At 69.8% G+C, this 16,707-nt stretch carries 32 protein-coding genes; 4 read left to right on the top strand and 28 right to left on the bottom strand.

Annotated elements, in window-relative coordinates; all coding sequences use genetic code 11:
* Nucleotides 1–41 precede the first annotated feature (41 nt).
* From dnaN to BM085_RS36980, 28 genes are all read right to left on the bottom strand, one after another.
* Nucleotides 42–1,139, bottom strand: a complete 1,098-nt coding sequence (dnaN, locus tag BM085_RS37100; RefSeq protein WP_093891457.1) for a DNA polymerase III subunit beta — start codon at nt 1,137–1,139, stop codon at nt 42–44.
* Nucleotides 1,140–1,223: 84 nt separating this feature from the next.
* Entirely contained in the window at nt 1,224–1,475 is a 252-nt protein-coding gene (locus BM085_RS46505) for a WhiB family transcriptional regulator (protein ID WP_245789919.1), read from the bottom strand.
* Nucleotides 1,472–2,599 carry a ParB/RepB/Spo0J family partition protein gene (locus tag BM085_RS46500; protein ID WP_093891455.1) on the bottom strand — a complete coding sequence of 376 codons (1,128 nt, stop codon included), beginning with the start codon at nt 2,597–2,599 and terminating at the stop codon, nt 1,472–1,474. Before BM085_RS46500 ends, BM085_RS46505 begins: the two co-directional genes overlap by 4 nt.
* Nucleotides 2,599–2,946, bottom strand: a complete 348-nt coding sequence (locus tag BM085_RS43815; RefSeq protein ID WP_143121238.1) for a hypothetical protein — start codon at nt 2,944–2,946, stop codon at nt 2,599–2,601. The genes BM085_RS46500 and BM085_RS43815 overlap by 1 nt, the downstream gene beginning before the upstream one ends.
* The gene (locus BM085_RS37080) at nt 2,946–3,383 is read right to left on the bottom strand and encodes a DUF6248 family natural product biosynthesis protein (protein ID WP_093891453.1); all 438 of its coding nucleotides are present in this window, start codon (nt 3,381–3,383) and stop codon (nt 2,946–2,948) included. The genes BM085_RS43815 and BM085_RS37080 overlap by 1 nt, the downstream gene beginning before the upstream one ends.
* Nucleotides 3,380–3,970 (bottom strand): hypothetical protein, encoded by a 591-nt coding sequence (locus tag BM085_RS37075; protein ID WP_093891452.1) that lies wholly within the window; start codon nt 3,968–3,970, stop codon nt 3,380–3,382. Before BM085_RS37075 ends, BM085_RS37080 begins: the two co-directional genes overlap by 4 nt.
* Before the next feature lies 1 nt (nt 3,971).
* Nucleotides 3,972–4,166 carry a hypothetical protein gene (locus BM085_RS37070; protein ID WP_093891451.1) on the bottom strand — a complete coding sequence of 65 codons (195 nt, stop codon included), beginning with the start codon at nt 4,164–4,166 and terminating at the stop codon, nt 3,972–3,974.
* Nucleotides 4,163–4,288, bottom strand: coding sequence for a hypothetical protein (locus BM085_RS47080; RefSeq protein WP_281249906.1), 126 nt, complete (start codon nt 4,286–4,288; stop codon nt 4,163–4,165). Before BM085_RS47080 ends, BM085_RS37070 begins: the two co-directional genes overlap by 4 nt.
* Entirely contained in the window at nt 4,285–4,536 is a 252-nt protein-coding gene (locus BM085_RS37065) for a hypothetical protein (RefSeq protein ID WP_093891450.1), read from the bottom strand. The genes BM085_RS47080 and BM085_RS37065 overlap by 4 nt, the downstream gene beginning before the upstream one ends.
* The gene (locus BM085_RS37060) at nt 4,529–4,915 is read right to left on the bottom strand and encodes a hypothetical protein (RefSeq protein WP_093891449.1); all 387 of its coding nucleotides are present in this window, start codon (nt 4,913–4,915) and stop codon (nt 4,529–4,531) included. Before BM085_RS37060 ends, BM085_RS37065 begins: the two co-directional genes overlap by 8 nt.
* Nucleotides 4,908–5,660 (bottom strand): hypothetical protein, encoded by a 753-nt coding sequence (locus BM085_RS37055; protein WP_093891448.1) that lies wholly within the window; start codon nt 5,658–5,660, stop codon nt 4,908–4,910. The genes BM085_RS37060 and BM085_RS37055 overlap by 8 nt, the downstream gene beginning before the upstream one ends.
* A 73-nt stretch (nt 5,661–5,733) precedes the next feature.
* On the bottom strand, nt 5,734–5,916 hold the full coding sequence (locus BM085_RS43810) for a hypothetical protein (RefSeq protein ID WP_143121237.1): 183 nt from the start codon (nt 5,914–5,916) through the stop codon (nt 5,734–5,736).
* Nucleotides 5,913–6,287, bottom strand: coding sequence for a hypothetical protein (locus BM085_RS37050; protein ID WP_093891447.1), 375 nt, complete (start codon nt 6,285–6,287; stop codon nt 5,913–5,915). The genes BM085_RS43810 and BM085_RS37050 overlap by 4 nt, the downstream gene beginning before the upstream one ends.
* 52 nt (nt 6,288–6,339) lie before the next feature.
* The gene (locus BM085_RS37045; RefSeq protein WP_177245461.1) at nt 6,340–7,167 is read right to left on the bottom strand and encodes an exonuclease domain-containing protein; all 828 of its coding nucleotides are present in this window, start codon (nt 7,165–7,167) and stop codon (nt 6,340–6,342) included.
* On the bottom strand, nt 7,164–7,568 hold the full coding sequence (locus BM085_RS37040) for a hypothetical protein (protein WP_093891445.1): 405 nt from the start codon (nt 7,566–7,568) through the stop codon (nt 7,164–7,166). Before BM085_RS37040 ends, BM085_RS37045 begins: the two co-directional genes overlap by 4 nt.
* Nucleotides 7,568–8,488 carry a recombinase RecT gene (locus BM085_RS37035; RefSeq protein WP_093891444.1) on the bottom strand — a complete coding sequence of 307 codons (921 nt, stop codon included), beginning with the start codon at nt 8,486–8,488 and terminating at the stop codon, nt 7,568–7,570. The genes BM085_RS37040 and BM085_RS37035 overlap by 1 nt, the downstream gene beginning before the upstream one ends.
* Complete coding sequence (locus BM085_RS37030; protein WP_093891443.1) at nt 8,485–9,411, bottom strand: lambda-exonuclease family protein; 927 nt, start codon at nt 9,409–9,411, stop codon at nt 8,485–8,487. The genes BM085_RS37035 and BM085_RS37030 overlap by 4 nt, the downstream gene beginning before the upstream one ends.
* Nucleotides 9,408–9,812: a hypothetical protein gene (locus BM085_RS37025; RefSeq protein WP_093891442.1), complete on the bottom strand. Its 405-nt coding sequence runs from the start codon at nt 9,810–9,812 to the stop codon at nt 9,408–9,410. Before BM085_RS37025 ends, BM085_RS37030 begins: the two co-directional genes overlap by 4 nt.
* The gene (locus tag BM085_RS43805; protein ID WP_143121236.1) at nt 9,809–9,991 is read right to left on the bottom strand and encodes a hypothetical protein; all 183 of its coding nucleotides are present in this window, start codon (nt 9,989–9,991) and stop codon (nt 9,809–9,811) included. The genes BM085_RS37025 and BM085_RS43805 overlap by 4 nt, the downstream gene beginning before the upstream one ends.
* Nucleotides 9,988–10,284 carry a hypothetical protein gene (locus tag BM085_RS37020; protein WP_093891441.1) on the bottom strand — a complete coding sequence of 99 codons (297 nt, stop codon included), beginning with the start codon at nt 10,282–10,284 and terminating at the stop codon, nt 9,988–9,990. Before BM085_RS37020 ends, BM085_RS43805 begins: the two co-directional genes overlap by 4 nt.
* Nucleotides 10,281–10,499 (bottom strand): hypothetical protein, encoded by a 219-nt coding sequence (locus BM085_RS44920; protein WP_093891440.1) that lies wholly within the window; start codon nt 10,497–10,499, stop codon nt 10,281–10,283. The genes BM085_RS37020 and BM085_RS44920 overlap by 4 nt, the downstream gene beginning before the upstream one ends.
* Nucleotides 10,499–10,738 (bottom strand): hypothetical protein, encoded by a 240-nt coding sequence (locus BM085_RS37010; RefSeq protein ID WP_093891439.1) that lies wholly within the window; start codon nt 10,736–10,738, stop codon nt 10,499–10,501. Before BM085_RS37010 ends, BM085_RS44920 begins: the two co-directional genes overlap by 1 nt.
* Entirely contained in the window at nt 10,731–11,141 is a 411-nt protein-coding gene (locus tag BM085_RS37005; RefSeq protein ID WP_093891438.1) for a hypothetical protein, read from the bottom strand. Before BM085_RS37005 ends, BM085_RS37010 begins: the two co-directional genes overlap by 8 nt.
* Nucleotides 11,138–11,389, bottom strand: coding sequence for a hypothetical protein (locus tag BM085_RS37000; protein ID WP_093891437.1), 252 nt, complete (start codon nt 11,387–11,389; stop codon nt 11,138–11,140). The genes BM085_RS37005 and BM085_RS37000 overlap by 4 nt, the downstream gene beginning before the upstream one ends.
* Nucleotides 11,386–11,796: a hypothetical protein gene (locus BM085_RS36995; protein WP_093891436.1), complete on the bottom strand. Its 411-nt coding sequence runs from the start codon at nt 11,794–11,796 to the stop codon at nt 11,386–11,388. The genes BM085_RS37000 and BM085_RS36995 overlap by 4 nt, the downstream gene beginning before the upstream one ends.
* The gene (locus BM085_RS36990) at nt 11,793–12,200 is read right to left on the bottom strand and encodes a hypothetical protein (protein WP_143121233.1); all 408 of its coding nucleotides are present in this window, start codon (nt 12,198–12,200) and stop codon (nt 11,793–11,795) included. The genes BM085_RS36995 and BM085_RS36990 overlap by 4 nt, the downstream gene beginning before the upstream one ends.
* A 132-nt stretch (nt 12,201–12,332) precedes the next feature.
* On the bottom strand, nt 12,333–12,674 hold the full coding sequence (locus BM085_RS36985; protein WP_093891434.1) for a hypothetical protein: 342 nt from the start codon (nt 12,672–12,674) through the stop codon (nt 12,333–12,335).
* On the bottom strand, nt 12,674–12,922 hold the full coding sequence (locus BM085_RS36980) for a helix-turn-helix domain-containing protein (protein ID WP_093891433.1): 249 nt from the start codon (nt 12,920–12,922) through the stop codon (nt 12,674–12,676). The genes BM085_RS36985 and BM085_RS36980 overlap by 1 nt, the downstream gene beginning before the upstream one ends.
* 198 nt (nt 12,923–13,120) lie before the next feature.
* Here BM085_RS36980 and BM085_RS36975 point away from each other — a divergent pair, with 198 nt between their 5' ends.
* The 4 genes from BM085_RS36975 to BM085_RS36960 all read left to right on the top strand — a co-directional run bounded on the left by BM085_RS36975 (nt 13,121) and on the right by BM085_RS36960 (nt 16,540).
* Nucleotides 13,121–13,600, top strand: a complete 480-nt coding sequence (locus BM085_RS36975; RefSeq protein WP_177245460.1) for a helix-turn-helix domain-containing protein — start codon at nt 13,121–13,123, stop codon at nt 13,598–13,600.
* Nucleotides 13,601–13,789: 189 nt separating this feature from the next.
* On the top strand, nt 13,790–14,155 hold the full coding sequence (locus tag BM085_RS36970) for a hypothetical protein (protein WP_093891431.1): 366 nt from the start codon (nt 13,790–13,792) through the stop codon (nt 14,153–14,155).
* Nucleotides 14,152–14,820, top strand: a complete 669-nt coding sequence (locus tag BM085_RS36965) for a hypothetical protein (RefSeq protein WP_143121232.1) — start codon at nt 14,152–14,154, stop codon at nt 14,818–14,820. The genes BM085_RS36970 and BM085_RS36965 overlap by 4 nt, the downstream gene beginning before the upstream one ends.
* A gap of 67 nt (nt 14,821–14,887) precedes the next feature.
* Nucleotides 14,888–16,540 (top strand): hypothetical protein, encoded by a 1,653-nt coding sequence (locus BM085_RS36960; RefSeq protein WP_093891429.1) that lies wholly within the window; start codon nt 14,888–14,890, stop codon nt 16,538–16,540.
* The last annotated feature ends 167 nt before the right edge of the window (nt 16,541–16,707 follow it).

Genomic DNA, 16,707 nt, shown 5'->3' with positions numbered 1-16,707 from the left:
CCAGGTAGGAGGGCCCGGCGCGCGGCCGGGCCGTGGGCGGGTTAGGAGAGGCGGAGCGCCATGACGAGGTACCGGTAGTCGGGATCGTCCGCACCGGCCGGGAGGATGAGGGCGGGTTTCGCTGGCGTCGTCATGCCGATACGGGCGCGCCCGTCGACTCCGGCGAGGCCGTCGAGGAGGAGTGGAGCTTGGAAGGCGATCTCGATGGCGTCGCCGTCCAGGTCGGCGTCGAGGACTTCGGTGCCGCGGCCGGTGTCGGCGCCGCCGGCGCGCACGGTTACCTGGCCGTCGGCGAAGGCGAGCCGCACCCCGTTGTTGCCTCGCTCGGCGACCAGGGTGACCCGCTTCACTGCGGCCGTGAGTTCGGCGGCAGTGACCTCGGCCCAGATCGGATAGTCGATGTTCAGGCGGGCCCGGTAGTCGATGAACTGGGGGTCGAGGAGGCGGACCGTAGTGGTGCGGCCGCTGGTCTGTAGGGAGGCGAGGCTGTCGCCGACGCCGATGGTGGCTTCGCCGGCGGGCAGGCTCTTGGTGATGTCGTGCAGGAGGCGGCCGGGGATCATCACGCCTACGCCGGCGCCGGGGGTGGTTGGCTGCCAGGTGAGGTCGCGGGCGGCGATGCGGTAGCGGTCGGTGGCGGCGAGGGTGAGGTGTCCGGCGTCGGTGTCGACGCGCATGCCGGTGAGCATGGGGAGGGTCTCGTCGCGGCTGGCGGCGGGCGCGACTTGGGCGACTGCGGCGGCCAGCTGCTGGGCGTCGACTTCGCCGACCGCGTCCGGCGGTTCGGGCAGCTTCGGGTAGTCCTCCACAGGCATGGTGAGCAGAGCGAATTCGGCGTTGCCGCAGCTGATGGTGACCTCGGTGCCGGACAGGGCGATGGTGACCTGCTGCTTCGGCAACGCTTTGACGACCTCGGCCAGGACCCGGCCGGGCAGGAGGACGCGGCCGGGTTCGGCGACGTCGGCGGCCGTGGTGGTGCGGCGGCTGGTGTCGTAGTCGAACGCGCTGATGGTGAGCCCGTCAGCGCTGGCGTCGAGGAGCAGTCCGGCCAGGACGGGCGCGCTGGGCCGGTGCGGGAGGGCGTGGGCGGTCCAGGCGACGGCGTCGGCCAGGACGTCACGGTCAATCGTGAGTTTCATCGGGGGTTTCCTCGTCAAGGTCGTCGATGGCCATCTGGCCGGGGATGCAGGGCGGCGTCTGGTCGTCCCGGGCGGGGGTGGCCATCAGATGGCTTCCTCGAGCGCCGGTTGCGCGCTGCGGAGGGCTCGCCGTTCTCGGGGTGTCGTGCCGCCCCAGATGCCGTCGGAGGCCCGCTCCGGGTTGTCGAGGGCGTAGCGCAGGCAGGCGGAGGCGATTGGGCAGCGCCCGCATACGCCCTTCGCGACCTCGATCTGCCGGGCGGCGCCGGTGTAGGAGATCGGGAAGAACAGTTCTGGGTCTTCTCGTTTGCATCCGGCCAGGTCTTCGCGGTTCACGACCCGCTCCCCTGCTCGGTGGCGATGACGACGCGCTCGTCGGCGCGGATGACGGTCTCCCAGCACTGGCCGCACGCGATCTGCCCGATGCGCCGGCGAGCGTTGTGCTCGCGCGCCACGCACAACTTCGCGGCTTTCTTCGCGAGCTGGTGGGTCTTGGTCAGGTGGTCCGGCTCCCACGCCCATGGCTGAATCGCGGACCCGGCGGCGCGGGCTTCTCGGGCCTTCTTCCTCAGGCGGCGAACCGCGGCGACGGCGTCGGTCACTCCCAGCTCGCCGGATCGGACGCGTTCCTTGGAGGCGTCGTCGAGCTCCAGGAGGGCGAGGAGGCCGGAGATGGTGCCCTCGGGGATGCCGGTGCGGGTGGAGATGCGGACGTTGCTGTAGCCCTGGGTGCGGAGTTTGCCGACGGCTTCGGCTTTCTCCATGGGGTTGAGGTTTTTCCTCTGGACGTTCTCAACGAGCATCACTTCGATGGCGATGGCGTCGGTGACGTCGTAGCGGATGACGGCGGGCACCCGCTCCAGGCCGGCAGCACGGGCGGCGGCGGCGCGGCGGTGTCCGGCGAGCAGCTGGTACTGGTCGGACAGGGTGGGGTGGGGGCGGACGGTGAGCGGCTGGAGGAGGCCGTGGGCGCGGATGCTGGCGGCGAGCTCGGTGATGTCGCCGATGTCGGCGCGGACGTTGCCTGGGTGGTCGTGGAGGCAGGTGAGGGGCAGGTCGGTGGTGAGCGGCCCGTCGATGGCGGCCGCGCCCTTCACCGGCTTGGCGGGCGGGGCCGGCGGACGGACCACAGGCGGCGCCGTCGGCTTCGCGGGCGCCGGACTGACCGCGGGGGTTGCCTCCTTGAATTGGATGCTGCGCGGTGCGCCGTTGAGAAGGTTGCGGGCCCAGACCAGGTCATCGACGGGGACGTCGTCGGGCAGCTGCACCTTGTACTGGGGCTTGCTGGGGTCGTAGACGCGGCCGTTCTTGTCGATCAGCCAGCCCTTCTGGCCATTGATGATCGCGTTGATGTGGGCGATGGGCCAGCCGGTGATCTCGGCGGCTTTGTGGGTGGGGTGGCCGGCGGCGAGGAGTGCGAGGACCTTGGACATGTCCGGGCGCACGATCGTGGTGGTCATCAGGCGGCGGCTTTCTGCTGGGTCTGGGAGGTGAGGTGGCGGTGGGCGGCGGCGTAGCGTTCGATGGTTCGCTCGCACACCCCGAAGTCGCGGGCGATCACCTGGATGGGGATACCGCGGGCACGCAGGTGGCCAACGCGGCGGACACGAACCTGGATGCGGTCTGTGACGGGTAACCAGATGCCCTGAAGACGGGCCAACTTGGGCGTGACCGAACGTGGGCGTGGTGGCCCTTCGGTGGGTCGTCCCGCTTTGCGCCAGCGCTTGGCGCAGGCGTCGACCCACCCGTTGACGTCGATGCGGCCGGACCGGCCGCAGCAGGCACAGATGATGTGGGGGCGAGCCATTAGCGCACCCCCACGAGGTCAAGGCCGGGCAGTTCGACGGCCTCGTAGCGGATCGGGCGGGCCGGGTTCTTCTCGGGTGCGTGCCCGGGGACGTGGGGGTGTCTGCAGTCGCAGCGGCACCACCAGGCGCATCGCCGGTCGGCGAGCCACACCTGGGCGGCGGTGGTGTAGTGCCAGCCGGTGGCCGAGGCGCTCGGGTGCCGGTAGGGCGTGGTGAACGCGGCGACGCCGCCGTGCCGGGTGCTGATGTGGCATTCCGGCATGGGGAGCGGCACGCCGATGTGGCAGGTGTCGTGCTGTGGGAGGCGGCCAGAGCAGGGGCCTCCGCCGTACTGGCAGGCGCAATGGGTGTAGTAGCCGGGCACCTCCCGGTGGGTCTTCCGCATGCCGGCGGTCCACGCGTGCTCGCGGACCCAGGCGGCCTCGCCCGGAGTCATACCGCCACCGCCTCGGGCCAGGCGACCTTGGCGAGCGCGTCGCGATGCTTCACCGGCATCGGGCACAGCGGCGCGCCGAGGTGATCGAGGCCCATCGCCATCAGTGCGACCGCGTCGGCCGCGTTGTCGTTGCCCGCGGTCTGCCACGTCGGCCACCGGCGGGCAACAGCGTCGACGACCTCGGTCTTGGCTGCGCGTGCTTTGCCGGTGGCGTAGGCGGAGCGCAGGTTCGGGAGGACCTCGACGACGGGGACTTCCCAGGCGAGGAGGCGGTGGACGACCCGCCACCACAGGCCTGCGCGTTCGTGGGCGCCGCCGCCGCGGCGGGAGTAGGCGGGGGCTTCGATGACGACGAGGTGCGCGTCGGGGCCGATGAAGTCGACGATTCCGTTGGTGAGGTGCTGGATGGCGGCGTCGCGTTCGGCGAGCGGCAGGGTGGTGATGCCTCCAGCGCCGATGACGTCGCACCAGCCGCTCGAGGAGGCGATGCCTGTGCCGGTCAATGAGAGATCGAGGCCGTAGACGCGGGGTGTGGTGCCCGCAGGGCCCGGGGGAAGGTCGGGCCCGGCGGAGGTCAGGGCGGTCATGTCAGGCCTCCAGGACGGCGGCGGGAGCCCGGACGGGCTCGGCGGGGCGGAGGGTGTAGGCGGTGCAGGCCGCCGCCGCCAGGAGGACGGCGACGGCGAGGGCGGCACCCCAGAGGGAGCGGGCTTGGACGGCCCAGATGGCGGTGCCGGCGGCGAGGACGGTGACGACGCTGTACAGGTAGGTGGCGATGCTCACCGGGTCCTCCTGCGGATCGTGTCGAGGCCGTCGGCGACGGGCAGCTGGTCGGCGAGTGCTCGGGCTTCGACGAGGGCGAGTTCGGCGTCGACGTCGTCCAGGGCGGGTTTCGGGTCGGTCATGGCCGTCTCCCGTCGCGCAGCCACTGCTGGTCGCGGGTCTCGGCGAGGGCCTGCTCAATGAGCTGGTCGACGCGGTCCGGGCGGCGGGTGGCGGCGCGGCGTTCCGCCGACCACCACAGGGCGGCCAGCACCGCCGACACGATCAGCAGGCCGCCGGCGGTGCGGCTTCCAGCGATGAGCTGGTGGATGGCGATGCCGGGGAAGAACCCGGTGGCGGCGGCCGCGGCCAGCGGCAGGCGGTTACGCACCGGGCGCCGCCTCGGGGTGAAGCACGGCGAGGGCCTCGCATGCCGGGCACTCGTCGTCGTACGCCGCAGGGCTCCGCTGGCAGGGGCTCAGAGCCTCTTGCCGGGCCGCACGCTCCCGACACAGAGTCGAGTCGCCGTCATGGGCGGCGGGGATGAGACGCTCGAGGAGCGCGCGCAGCTCGTCCCGCTCGGCCTCGGCCTGTCCTAGCGCCGCCTCGTGACCGCACTCGATGGGGTCCGAGCAGTGCGCCTGCTCCCCTGCCGAGGTGCCGAGCGCTTCGGTGATCTCGTGGACGAACACGAACTCGCGTCCATCGGCGGTTGTGTACGCCCGGGCCTTGATGGCGGCGAGCTGGTCAGGGGTGATCGGCTCAGCCACGGTCGCCCCCAGCGGTCTTTGCCTCTCCCTGAGCAGCGGAAGCGCGATGGGCCTTCTCGATCGCCGCACGGCGCGCGGTGATGATCTCGATGGCCTCGTCGTCGGTCACCCCGGCGGCGCGCAGCGGCGGGCACGGCCACATGACGTTGTCGTCTGCGTCGGCGCAGTCGTCCGGCGTGCAGTGCGTGCAGTAGACGCCGCCGAAGATTAGTTCGTCGTACTCGTGCAGCTTGATCAGGTCGGCACGGGTGACCCACTCGTGGACCTGGACGACCCGCGTCTGACGAGCGATCGGCTCGAAGCAGGCGATGGTGTCGCACTCCCACGGGCGAGTGTCCTGGTACTCGGTCAGGCCCTTGCTGTAGGTGGCGCCGAAGTGCTCGCCCGCCTCGCTGCGGATGACCAGCCAGTGATGGGACTCCCAGCGAGAGGTATCGATGTCCTCGCGCTCGACGACCGTCCAGCCCTCGAAGGTCTTCCCGATGCTGGTGTAGGCGAGTTCGCGGGCGACGTCGACGTCGAGATCGACGCCCTCGGCCGCAATCGGCGGCGCCGGAGGGACCTGGAAGACGTGCGCCTGGAAGTTCATCCCGGGCAGCAGCGGCTTGTCATCGGCACCGAACGGTCCGATGCCGATCTCCACGACGTTGCCGTCTTGCGACAGGTCCCAGCCGTAGATGTGGAGCGCGTCGGACGCCATCGTGGCGACGTCCTCGGGGGTGGGCGGGGTCAGGGGGGTGCTCATCGGGTGCCTCCACGGCGGAAGAGAAGGAAACGGCAGACCAGCACGGCCGCCCAGAACGCGACCTCGAAGACGCTCACCGGCCACCGCCCCGGGCCAGAGCCGGACGGGTAATCGCCACGTCGATGACCGGGTGCGCCGCGGCCTCCGTCACCAACCAGGCCAGGCCGCCCCAGCCGGTGAACGAGCCGCGACGAGCGTGACGGGCGGAAGCCCTGCCGCGGGAGACGGCGCCGCTGCGACGCTGACCCCGGCTCACGACTCCACCTCGCTCAGCAGCGGGTGGACGCCGGTCAGCGCCGGATCCTCATACGGCGGCCGCCCCAGCACTGCGGCGCGCAGCCCCAGCCCCTCCACAGGCGCCAGCAGTCCGCGGCGCCGTTCCACGACCGCGATCAGCTCCTGCCACTCCTCCACCGTCTGGCGGGCCTCCACCGCCAGTTCGTCGAATCGATCCGCCCTCGCCAGGTGCTGGCGGGCGGTCTCCCGCTCCTCGCCGCCGCGGGTGGCGTACTGGTCAGCCAGGGCGGTCGCCTTAGCCAGGCAGTTCCGCAGGTGAGCGAGAGTGTCGTGGCGGAACTCTTCGGGATCGGCCGCCGGTTCGGGGTGGCCGGTAGGGTTGTCGAGCACGTTGTTCTCCAGGTCTGAGGGGCCCGCCGCAGCCACGGCGGGCCCGCTTGCTTCAGGGGGTCAGGGCCGGTGCGGCCTGGATCGGCCACTCACCGGAGATCACCGCGTTGACGTCGCGCTTCTCGCCCGCCTTCGGGCTCCGCAGCCACTCCTGGTAGCTGGCCGCCTGCTCCGCCGCCCACCGCTTCTGATTGGCGAACAGCGTCGGCAGATCCACCGCCAGGTCGTCGAACAGGTGCCGCCGGTCATCACGCCCCGACAACACCCGAGGCCGCTGAGCCAGCGGCATGTGAGCGATCCGCCCCATGTGCCACGCCACCCGGGCCGCCACCAGCGCGTCGTAGCGGGCGCCGTGCGCCTCCTGGTCCACCCAGGAGACGCCGAACACCTGCGCGGTCGTCTTCAGCACGTGTGCGCCCTGCTCGGCCGACACACGGCGACGCCACCGATCCAGGTACTTCGACAGCACGAGCGTGTCGATGACCAGGCTGATCGGGCGGCCCGCCAGTTCCGCCAGCGACGGGTACTCGTACCGGGCCAGTTCGCGTTCCAGGACTGTGAGGTCGTAGCGGATGTTCTGGCCGACCAGCGGCACCTGCGCGCGGATCGCGTCCGCTACCGCGGTCGCGATGATGTACACGCCGGCGTCGGCCGGGTCGCCGTGCTCGCGCAGGTGTTCGGTGGTGTAGCCGTGGATCGCGGTTGCTTCGGCCGGCACCTCGATCCCGGGGTCGACGAGGAGCGGCTCCCGGTCGATCGGCTCCAGGCCGCCTCCGACGTATCCGACGTAGGCCTCGACAATCCGGGCCTCCTCCGGGTTCGGAGCAGTCGTCTCGAGGTCGAACGGGGCGAGCCTTCCGAGATACCAGGGGGCGGTCACAGCGCCACCCCCTGCGTCTGCGCGCACTCCCGGCAGGAGCCGTTGGCGACCGGGATGTGATCGACGCAGCCCTCACGTCTGGTGTCGACGAAGAACCGATCAGCGGCGGCGGCCTGGTGGCCCTGGGCGGCGCGCACCTGCTCGTCGTAGACCTCTTCGCTGATGACGCCGAGCGCGCGCTGCATGTGCAGCACCGCGATGGTGTCGACCAGCCCCTGCCGATGCCAGCCGCCGAGCACCTCGAGCGCGGCCGCCCGCTCGGCCTGCAGCTGCTCGTAGCCGTGCAGAATCAGCTGCAGATGCCCGGCGGGCAGGGCGACGTCGGATCCGCCGGCCCGGCGGACGGCGTCGACCACACGCCGCCAGTCGTCCGCGGCCCGGTCGTAGGCTTCGCGGGCCATCAGGATGCCTCGCTGTACTGGTCGGGGGTGTCGTCGACGATGTCGCCGTCGACCACCTCGTCGTCGGGGACGGTGGGCGGCGGCGCCGACTCCAACGTGTCGATGACCTTGCCCGCCTCGGCCATGGTCAGCTCGTTGCGGGAGGTGACCGGGCGGCCAATGACGTCAGCGACGAACGCCAGCGCCGTGTCCCGGTCCGTGATGTTGTGCTCCCGCATCAGCGCGCCGAGCTTCTTCTGCTGCGGCCCGCTGATCATCCGTTCGGCCTCGGCCACCGGCTCCGGCGCCGCGGTCGACGCGACCTCAGAGACAGGCTGGGCGACCGCGTCGCGGATCGTCTGGCCCGGCTGGTTCGCCCGGGCCGGCGCGGTCGTCACGACCACCGACCCGTCGCTGTTCACCTCCGCGCCGAGCTCCTCCGGCGTGTAGCCCACACCGGATAGCTCCTCCTCACACGCCTCTCGCGCCACCTCAGAGACCGCGCGGGCCTTGAGCATCGCCTCCGGGTAGTTCTTCCAGACGCTCTTGTTCGTCAGCCCAGCCGAGGTCGCCCGAGCCATGGTCCAGGTGGAGCGGAACTCGAAGTCGGGGTCGTCCTTGCGGATGATCGTGGCGATCGCGGCAAGCAGGGTGCCGTTGGCGTCGCGCTCGACCCACACGCGGAGCCGGTGCCCGGCCCGGCGCACCAGCGCCGAGATCAGGCCTGACGACGCGGACGGCTTGCCCTCGATGATGTGGACGCCGGTGATCGCGGCGATCGGCTCGATGCCGAGGCTGCGGCCGAACTCGATGGCGTACAGGACGTTCTCCGGCTTCCCCCGGTACTGGGTGGGCAGGAGATTGGAGACCGCGAGGGCCTGGGAGTACTGGATCCGCTCCGGCAGGGAGTCGGTGCGGTTGGCGGGCAAGTCGATGGTCATGCGGCGGCTCCCATGAGCTCGATCGGGTCGGGAAGTTTGCGGCCGGCCACCAGGTACGGCGTGCCGCCGCCCTTGGCCTGCCGGGTGGCGATCGTGTAAGTGCCGCACCGGGCCCGCTTCGCGGTGCCCATCGCGGCGGCCAACGCGGTGCGCGCCTTCGTAGCGCGGGCCTCGGCGCCCTTCGCGTCCGCAGTCGCGGCGATGAACTCCGCAGCCAGGCCCGGGTCGATGTCGACGTCGTCGCCGTCGATGTCCGGGTGAAGCTTGCGGACCGTCTCGTACGTCGCGGTGTGCGCGTCAAGGTCCGGCATCTCCCGCCACAGCAGCGAGTCCAGGAACTCGTCTGCCACTCCACGCATGTGCGCGGCGTCGGCCGGGTCGTAGTCGACGACGTACTCGGCGAAGTTCAGGCGCCCGGTCAAGACGGCGATGTAGGCGCGTTCCAGGCCGAGGACGTCGAGGTACCACTGCACCTGCGTGCGGTAGTAGACGGGGATCTGGTCGGTGCCCGGCTTGCCCCACCCGGACCCGTCGGCGTCGGTCTTGATTTCCAGCAAAGCAGCCGCCGTGCTGGAGCCGGGGGTAGCGAGCAGCCGGTCGGGGTTGGCCAGGTGCTGCGGCCGGTTGGCGTGCACGTATGTGCCAGCCTCGGCCACCATGAGCTCCGGGTGCTGGTCAGCGAACCAGGCCGCGACCGCAGGCTCGAGGTAGTGGCCGCGGGACTGCTCCTTTGTCTGCTCGTCGGGCTGGACGAGGTCGGCCATTTCGCACCAGGTGGAGTACGGGGACTCCCACGGTGAGAGGCCGAGGACGGCGGCCATGCGGGATCCGCTGAGCCGGGTGGCCCGGGCCGCCCGCCACTCCGGAGAGCCGGTTTCCCAGCGGCCGAGGAGGACGCCAGCCGGGGTCGTGAGGTCGATCACCGGTCGTCTCCTTCCGGGGCGGGGTCGAGTTGGGCCTGCTCCTCAGCCGGGGTGGCGCGGCTGGCGTGGACCTCGACGAAGAAGAAGTCGCCGTCGACGGTTCGGATGCCGATCAGGCCTTCGTCTTCGCCGAGGTCAGCCGCCGCCACCTCAGGGATACGGCGGATCTTGTGGGCGACCTGGGCGGTGAAGCCGAGCCGGGTGGGCGCCATCGTCCACAGGTCGCCGGACTCACCGCGCGGGGCGAGCAAGCCGCTGGCGACGAGCTGGTCGAGCATGGCTCGCGCCTCGTTCGAGCCGACCAGGCCGTCGAGGGCATCGATGGCCCGGCTGACGGCCCACATGCCGCAGTGGCGGGTGACGATGCGGCGCAGCTGCTCGGACAGGGTGGGGGAAGTCATGCGGTCCTCCCGGTCTCGTACGGGTTGGGGCCGGCGTGCTCGGCGGGGAGGATCCCGGCGAGGTGCTCAGCGGCAGCTGACTCCTGCTCAGCGGTGGAGCGGCGCCAGGCGTCGAGCCGGTCGAGCACGGTCCGCTCGAACCATGTCGGGCGAGGCGGGCGCGGAGTGCGGGCGGTCACGATCTCGCCCCCTGCCTGCCATGCCGCTTCTTCTGCGCCTCGGCCGCCTTCCGGTTGGGCACTCCCAGCTCGGCCAGAAGCGCTTGCACCTGCGGCCACCAGAACAAGGGGCCCCGGCCGAGCTCCACGACGATCAGGTCCGCGAACTCCGGGTAGCGGTCGACCCACTGGGACACGGCCTGCTTGGTGACCTGGGTGCGCTCGGCGATTTCGGTAATGCACACCAGGTGCTCGCGGATGAGCTGGGTGACGTGGTCCGGCACCAAGAAGGGGACACGCTCGGGCTCCGTCATCGGGTCCTCCCGGCCTGGCAGCCGCCGTCCACGAGCACCAGCTCGAAGCCCGGCGCCACCGTCGTCACTCGCGCCGGCTGGTGAGCCCACACGTCCTGGTAGCGGACACCGACACCACCTGCGGTGATGTGGGCGTTGAGGATGCGGACCGGGTTGCCGTCGTTCCATTCGGGGGTGGAGACGACCAGACGGGTGTGCAGGTCAACGGCGACCATCAGCCCTCACCGCCCTCAGGCCGCTCAGCACCAGCGCGGACCCGAGCGACCCGGTCCAGCGCCTCCTGCGCGGCAGTCTCCGACCGGTGCCGGTACATCAGGTCGCCAGCGCGTGCGGCCAGCTCGTCGAACCGGTCCGGCCACGCGCCCATCAGGAACCCGAGCAGGGCGCGGCACTCAGAGCCGCCGTGCTGGGCGAGGTACTCGCGGCGCTCGATCGGGGTCAGCAGCTCAGCCACGGTCCACCGCCTGCTCCGCGAGGGCCAGCATCTGCCGTGCCTCGTTCCATGCGGCCCGGGCCCGCTCATCGCGGGTGTCGTTCACCGTCAGTTCGGCCGCCTCGCGCGCGGTGAGGTCGGGCTGCTGGTGGGCGAGCACAGCGGCGGCCATGATGACGCGGGAGTGCTGGATGTCGCCCAGCTCGGTGAGCACCTCGGCCAGGGCGGCGAGGACCCGCTCAGCGGGCTGCGGGGTCCCGGCCGGGGTGACCTCGACGCCGTCCGCGCCGGGCAGCACGGTCAGCTCCTCGCCGTCGGCGAGCTCGACGTCGATGAAGTTGCCGCCGATGTCAGTGATCTGGGCGCCGCAGAAGGTGATGTTGACTTCCTGGCCGAGCGCGAAGCCGGGGAGGAGGATACTCATCGCTCACCTCTCGCGCGCTGCTCGGCGCGGGCCTCACCCATCAGGGCGTCCGCTGCCGCTGCCGCGACGTTGTAGGGCCCGAACGGGTACAGCAGGTTCTCCAGGTCGATCCGCAGCCGGTGCTGCTCCGAACGGAGCCGCTGCGGGAGGGAGAGATAGTCCTGCAGCTCCAGCTCGGCGATCCGCCGGGCCAGCGTCATGGGATCAGTGCGGTTCTCGGTGGGCCGCTCGGCGGCGGGGGCGCTCATGCCTCTACCGCCGGGGCCTGCTCGGGGGCGTCGGCCAGCAGCGCCGTCAGCGGCGCGATGGCCACCTCGGTCTGCACCTGGTCGTCGTCTACGACGCCGTACAGCTCCACCAGGGCGGGGCACTCGCCGCTGACCGGGTACCAGAGCCACTGGTCGGCGCAAACGCCACCGATCGAGGCCTCGCCCAGCCGCTCGGCGAATGTGGTCGCCTCGAACTGGTCGCGCAGCGGCAGGATCGGGTTCCAGCTGGTGACGGCGCCGTACACCGGCCGACCGTCCGGCGTGGTGGTGATCTGTGCGCGGTCGCCCACCAGGACGACCCACGCCAGCGCGAGCGTCGAGCCCTCGGGCACGAGCAGGTCGAGCATGTTGCGCGGCAGGCGCACGGTGATCGGGGAGTCGCTCACTGAGCCACCCCCTGCTGCCCGGCCAGGCGCTCCTGCAGGTAGGCCAGCGCTTCCCGCGCCGACGCCGTCATGCATCTGCCGTCCGGTCCGGGCAACTCGCCCGCGTCGATCAGGGCCTGACGCTCCTGTGTGAGGTCCTCAACGGCTTCCGTCGCACTGTGGAACGCGTCCCGCGCCTTGGCGGCGTACTCGCCGGCCTCATCAGTCGCGATCACCACCGGGTCGGCGGGTGTGCCGATCAGCTTCGGGTGCTCAGCGGCGACGGCGGTCGCGATACCTGCGGCGGTGTCGAAGATGTGCTGCATTGCCGCGCCCAGGGTCGCGAGCACGGCGGCCCGCTCCTCCGGGGTGACGGTCAGGGTCGTCAGCCGCTCAGCAAACGCGGCCAACTCGACGACGGTCATCACGGTGACCGAACCCGCGAGGGTGGTGGGTGGGGATTCTGCGAGACTGGTCATTGAGACTCGCGTCCTTTCTCAGTGGGGATTGCGGGTCGAGCGGGCTCATCCGGGTGCACGGGTGGGCCCGCAGGCATGTCAGGAGGCGTCGCGGCGCAGACGGTGCGTCGGCAGGCCTCGGTCGCGCAGCGGCGCGGTACCGCTCGGGATCGTCGGCAGCGGGCGAGACGCCCGAGTGCGGCGCTGCAGCGCCGGCGTGGGGGCCGGGGCGGGTGCGGCGGCCGGCTGCTCCTCTGCGGGGCGGCGCTCGTGCATCGCGAGGATCTCGGCCACGTGCTGTTCGGTGAACGCGTACTGGCCAGCGATCAGCAGGTGAGGGATGCGCCGCTTCCGGCACTGATCCTCGACCCAGCTGACCTTGAAGTCGTCGCCGAGACGCTCAGCGAGCTGGCGCTTGTTGATGGTGAGCCGCGCGGCCATCAGGTGTCCTGCAGGTCCGGGTCCGGTACGACTTCGAACAGGTCGTAGAAGTCGATGCCGAGCTTCTCCGCCGCGATCAGCAGTCGGGCCTGGAAAGAGGGGCCAGGACTCGTCCGGCCGTTGAGGATGCGGCTGTAGTGGCCCTGGTCAACGCCGATGTGGTTGGCGAGAGCCGTGTCGGTGTCCAGAGCGAACGCCTTCTTGAGGCGTTCGTCCGCTCCATCGCGGAGCCGGATCGTGGGGGGCATTACAGCTCCTTGCGTCATGTACATGAGCATAGCTATGTACATGACGCAAGAACAAGGGTTCGAGGATGGCCAACTTCATGGATCATGCGAGTCAGGAACTGTAGTTATGTATGTGACGCAATGCACTCATGCGCTGACCTGGGCTGTTGCAGATATGCATACTGGACAGGTCATGCACATAGCCCTATGGTCATGTACATGGTCAAGACGCCTAGCTGGCCTGTCGACCTCCTCAGGGCGCTCATAGACCGCATCCTTGACGAGACAGGCATGTCACAGTCCCAGCTCGCCGCCCTGGTCCCCATGGACCAATCGCAGCTCTCCCGATGGAAGTCGGGAGGAAGTCGGCCGCGCTTCGAGAGCCTTGAAGCCCTAGGGAGGGCTCTACGCGAAAAATATTCGCATTTGAATATCGGTCCGGACGAATTAGTGATAGCCGGTGGCTACAAAATCGACCACGACCAAAATCCCGAAAAGCTTGAAACGGAAAATATTTCCCCACCACAAAGCGTGATCGAGGCAGCTCTTAACGAGCAGCTCGAGGCGCGCCTGGCCGCCATGCAGAGCAACCAGGACGAGCTCCTGCGAGAGATCAAGAAGCTCAGCAGGCAGGTCGACGACCTTCATAGGAAGCATGAGCAGGGACGTAGCGAAACAGACAACCGTGAGTCAGCGTGATGAACACACAGTAACGACGCTTCAAGCATGTAAGGGTAGGCATCACTTACACGGGTAACAAGCTCGTCACAAACGCCCAAATTGGTAGTAAAAATTTGAACGTTCGCGTCTTATGGACGGACAAAATCCTTGTGGCGAGGGTGTAAACAAACGTGCTTGCTTTCTGCGCACACTTTGCAGGAGGTGGATTTGCAATCCCGTGGAACGATCCCGCTCGACCTCGCCAGGCTCGCCAGAAAGGCCATTGGGGCGGCCTCTGCCAGCAGCAACTCTCGCGCGGCCGGACTCGTTCCGGTCCTCGACGCCATGGAACAGCGGGAGCGAGCTCTCACGGCCATCCGTGACGCGCTCCGCCATGAGCTCGCCTGCAGTACTCCGCCCGCCGAGCTCGTCGACGCCCTCCGCCGCCCGGCCGGGACTCCCTGCCCGGTGCATCTGACTGTCGACGGACGCCACACGTTCACGGTCGTGCACCCCATCGGGAAAGCTTCCCCTGACCGGGAGATGGCCGTGTGGCAGTCCATCGTCCGCTACGTTCACGGTCATGCCGCGTGACGGGCGTGCACGGGTTCGAGCACGCAGAGTTTGAGCCCGAGGTAGGCGTCCTCGAACTGGACCCGGCCACCGGTGAGATGCCCGTCGTCGTCGTCAACACCGAGCAACCGCACCTTGCGGCGATGCAGGCGATCCGGACGTGGAAAGACCGTCTTCACGGCGCGCTGCCGCTGCCGGTGTTGGCTCTGGTCGATCTCATCAAAGAGCATCCGATCGGCGCGCTGCTCAGCCTGCCTGCCGCTGTGGCCATGGCGACCGGGTCCGTCGCTGTCGCGGTCGACCCCACGCTCCTCCAGCCCCGGCCGCCCGAGGTGGTGGTCATCACGGAGCGGCCGACGCCGCGTCCTGCCGTCACAATCACCCAGTACATGATCGTGCCGCCCAAGGTCCGGAGCCGTAAGGGGGGACCGCGGCGGGCCGGGGAAACGCCGACACCTCGCCCTACTCCAAGAGTGCCGATGAGGTCGAGCTCGTCGCCAGCCCCCTCGGTGTCGGCGAGTCAGCCGAATGTGCTCCCTCCGGAGCCGTCGAGCATCACTCTGGAACCGGGCATCGACGCGTCTGCTCCGATAGGGCCGCCGCCGTCCCGAGAGGTTTCGGTCGACACCCAGCTCGGCGAGTCGGCTCCGTCGGAGATATGCGCGGGCGGGTGCCCGACTGGCTGAGACCCGCCACCAATAGGAGGAACTAACCCATGTCCCTCACCACCTGGCCCCCCGCGAGGGGGGCCTGATGGGCTACGCCGAAAAACACGGCAAGGGCTACCGCGCCCGCTGGCGCGACCCGCTCGGCAACCTGCAGAGCATGAGCGGCTTCCCCACCAAGCGGACCGCCGAGGTCTACGCCAACGATCAGGAAGCGGACGTCCGCGCGAGCCGCTACTTGGATCCGCGCGCCGGCCAGATGCCGGTCAACGACTGGATCGACACCTGGTACGCCTCCTTGGATCTGGAGTTGTCCACCATGGAGCAGTACCGCTACTTCCTGGAGACCTGTGTCAGGCCCTTCTTCGTTGGCCGGACGCTGGCCAGCCTGACGCCGGAGGAGATCAACGTCTGGGAGCGGGACCTGGTCAAGGTCTACGGCTACGCCCCGAGCACTGCGCGCGGTGCCCGAGCTCGCCTCGTCTCGGCGCTCGAGGCGGCCGTGCCGTCGAAGATCGCACGGAATCCAGCGCTGCGGCCGCGTGCGAAGGGCAAGCGGGCCGACAGGCGGATCGCCCGCGTGATGGAGCGGCGGCGGACGTACGCGACGCCGCTGGAGATCCTGCTCGTGGCCGAGCGTGTCGGCCTGTTGGCCGGGCAGGGCGCGTTCGTGCAGACGATCTTTCACGCCTGGACGGGCGCCCGCTGGTCCGAGGGTGTTGGGTTCGACCCGGCCTGCTACCACGGCACGACGATCGACATCGACTGGAAGCTCTACGAGCTCAATGGCCGCTTCTACCGCGGCCGGCCGAAGGACGGGTCGATCAGGACGATCGACGTGCCGCCGTTCCTACAGTTCCTGCTGGATCGGCACCTGAAGGACCAGCCGACCCTGCGCTGCAAGTGCAAGAAGGACATGCCCGCCCCCTACTGCAGCGGCAGGGAGTACGTCTTCCTCGGCCCGGAAGGCGGGCACATGCGGCGCTCGTCCTGGTCGCGGCGTGTCCTGCGTCCTGCGGCTGATGGCGCCTACCCGGGACAGCCGAAGAAGGGCGTCCCGTCGCGGCCAGTGATGGCCAATCTCTCGGTGGGCTGGCCCGGGGCGCCGATTCCCAAGGTCTCGCGTGGGCCTGATGGGGTCTTCGAAGTGCCGGCGTTCCGTGGGTTCCAGCCGCACGGCTCCCGATCTCGGGCGGCGGGGGTCAACAGTCGGTCCCCGCGGGCCCAGTTGGTGGCCTACGCCGTCGAGCAGGGTGCCCGGCTGAAGGACCTTGAGGGGGTGAGCCGCGAGGTCCTGCTGGATCGGTACGTCCGGACGGCCTACGTAGCCCAGGACGCGCCAGTGGTGGCATGGCGGCCGATCCTGTCTGGGCTCGTGAATCACGAGAGCCGGCACTCGCAGGAGACCTGGATGAGCGAGGACGGTGTCCCGGTGGTGATGCGGGATGACCGGAGCGGTCATACCGGGTCCGGTCACGTGCGGGAGCGCTACGAGCATCCGACGGACGTGATGCGGGAGCTGGTCGTGACGACGCAGCAGCAGCGGTGGGAGGCGGCGCTGATGCAGCGGGCGGCGATGGAGCGGCACTGGAGTCTGGAGGCTGGCACGCCGGGCTCGGCCCTGCCGCTCTTGGATGAGTCACTGGCGCCGTTCCGAGAGTCGGTGGCTCCGATCCGGCCGCTGCGGTTGCGGTCGCGTCCGCAGCCGATGCGGGATCGACGATCGGCGGCCGGCTTGTGAGCGGGCGGCGGGTCGGCGGTGGGCGCACCGTCGAAGATCCACTCCCATTCTGCTCCCAAAACGGGGTTTTGATCTCATGGAAAGGGGCCGTTCCTCAACGAGAAACGGCCCCTGACCTGCGGTCGGGGTGACAGGATTTGAACCTGCGGCCCCCTGCTCCCAAAGCA

It is taken from the genome of Streptosporangium canum, from assembly GCF_900113865.1.
In the GTDB taxonomy this organism is placed as follows: domain Bacteria; phylum Actinomycetota; class Actinomycetes; order Streptosporangiales; family Streptosporangiaceae; genus Streptosporangium; species Streptosporangium canum.
The sequence above is the reverse complement of the archived record's forward strand: the minus strand, read 5'-3'. Positions and strand labels throughout refer to the sequence as shown.

Bases quoted from the DNA above. Each gene is read 5' to 3' on its own strand.
- BM085_RS36975 (WP_177245460.1), top strand. From the start codon at position 13,121: ATGGTCAAGACGCCTAGCTGGCCTGTCGACCTCCTCAGGGCGCTCATA.
- BM085_RS37020 (WP_093891441.1), bottom strand. From the start codon at position 10,284: ATGACGGAGCCCGAGCGTGTCCCCTTCTTGGTGCCGGACCACGTCACC.
- BM085_RS37075 (WP_093891452.1), bottom strand. From the start codon at position 3,970: ATGACCGCCCTGACCTCCGCCGGGCCCGACCTTCCCCCGGGCCCTGCG.
- BM085_RS36980 (WP_093891433.1), bottom strand. From the start codon at position 12,922: ATGCCCCCCACGATCCGGCTCCGCGATGGAGCGGACGAACGCCTCAAG.
- BM085_RS43815 (WP_143121238.1), bottom strand. From the start codon at position 2,946: ATGGCTCGCCCCCACATCATCTGTGCCTGCTGCGGCCGGTCCGGCCGC.
- BM085_RS37055 (WP_093891448.1), bottom strand. From the start codon at position 5,660: ATGAGCACCCCCCTGACCCCGCCCACCCCCGAGGACGTCGCCACGATG.
- BM085_RS37000 (WP_093891437.1), bottom strand. From the start codon at position 11,389: ATGAGCGCCCCCGCCGCCGAGCGGCCCACCGAGAACCGCACTGATCCC.
- BM085_RS37035 (WP_093891444.1), bottom strand. From the start codon at position 8,488: ATGACCATCGACTTGCCCGCCAACCGCACCGACTCCCTGCCGGAGCGG.
- BM085_RS47080 (WP_281249906.1), bottom strand. From the start codon at position 4,288: ATGACCGACCCGAAACCCGCCCTGGACGACGTCGACGCCGAACTCGCC.
- BM085_RS46500 (WP_093891455.1), bottom strand. From the start codon at position 2,599: ATGACCACCACGATCGTGCGCCCGGACATGTCCAAGGTCCTCGCACTC.
- BM085_RS37080 (WP_093891453.1), bottom strand. From the start codon at position 3,383: ATGACTCCGGGCGAGGCCGCCTGGGTCCGCGAGCACGCGTGGACCGCC.
- BM085_RS36960 (WP_093891429.1), top strand. From the start codon at position 14,888: ATGGGCTACGCCGAAAAACACGGCAAGGGCTACCGCGCCCGCTGGCGC.
- dnaN (WP_093891457.1), bottom strand. From the start codon at position 1,139: ATGAAACTCACGATTGACCGTGACGTCCTGGCCGACGCCGTCGCCTGG.
- BM085_RS36985 (WP_093891434.1), bottom strand. From the start codon at position 12,674: ATGGCCGCGCGGCTCACCATCAACAAGCGCCAGCTCGCTGAGCGTCTC.
- BM085_RS37005 (WP_093891438.1), bottom strand. From the start codon at position 11,141: ATGAGTATCCTCCTCCCCGGCTTCGCGCTCGGCCAGGAAGTCAACATC.
- BM085_RS37040 (WP_093891445.1), bottom strand. From the start codon at position 7,568: ATGGCCCGCGAAGCCTACGACCGGGCCGCGGACGACTGGCGGCGTGTG.
- BM085_RS37025 (WP_093891442.1), bottom strand. From the start codon at position 9,812: ATGACTTCCCCCACCCTGTCCGAGCAGCTGCGCCGCATCGTCACCCGC.
- BM085_RS44920 (WP_093891440.1), bottom strand. From the start codon at position 10,499: ATGGTCGCCGTTGACCTGCACACCCGTCTGGTCGTCTCCACCCCCGAA.
- BM085_RS36990 (WP_143121233.1), bottom strand. From the start codon at position 12,200: ATGACCGTCGTCGAGTTGGCCGCGTTTGCTGAGCGGCTGACGACCCTG.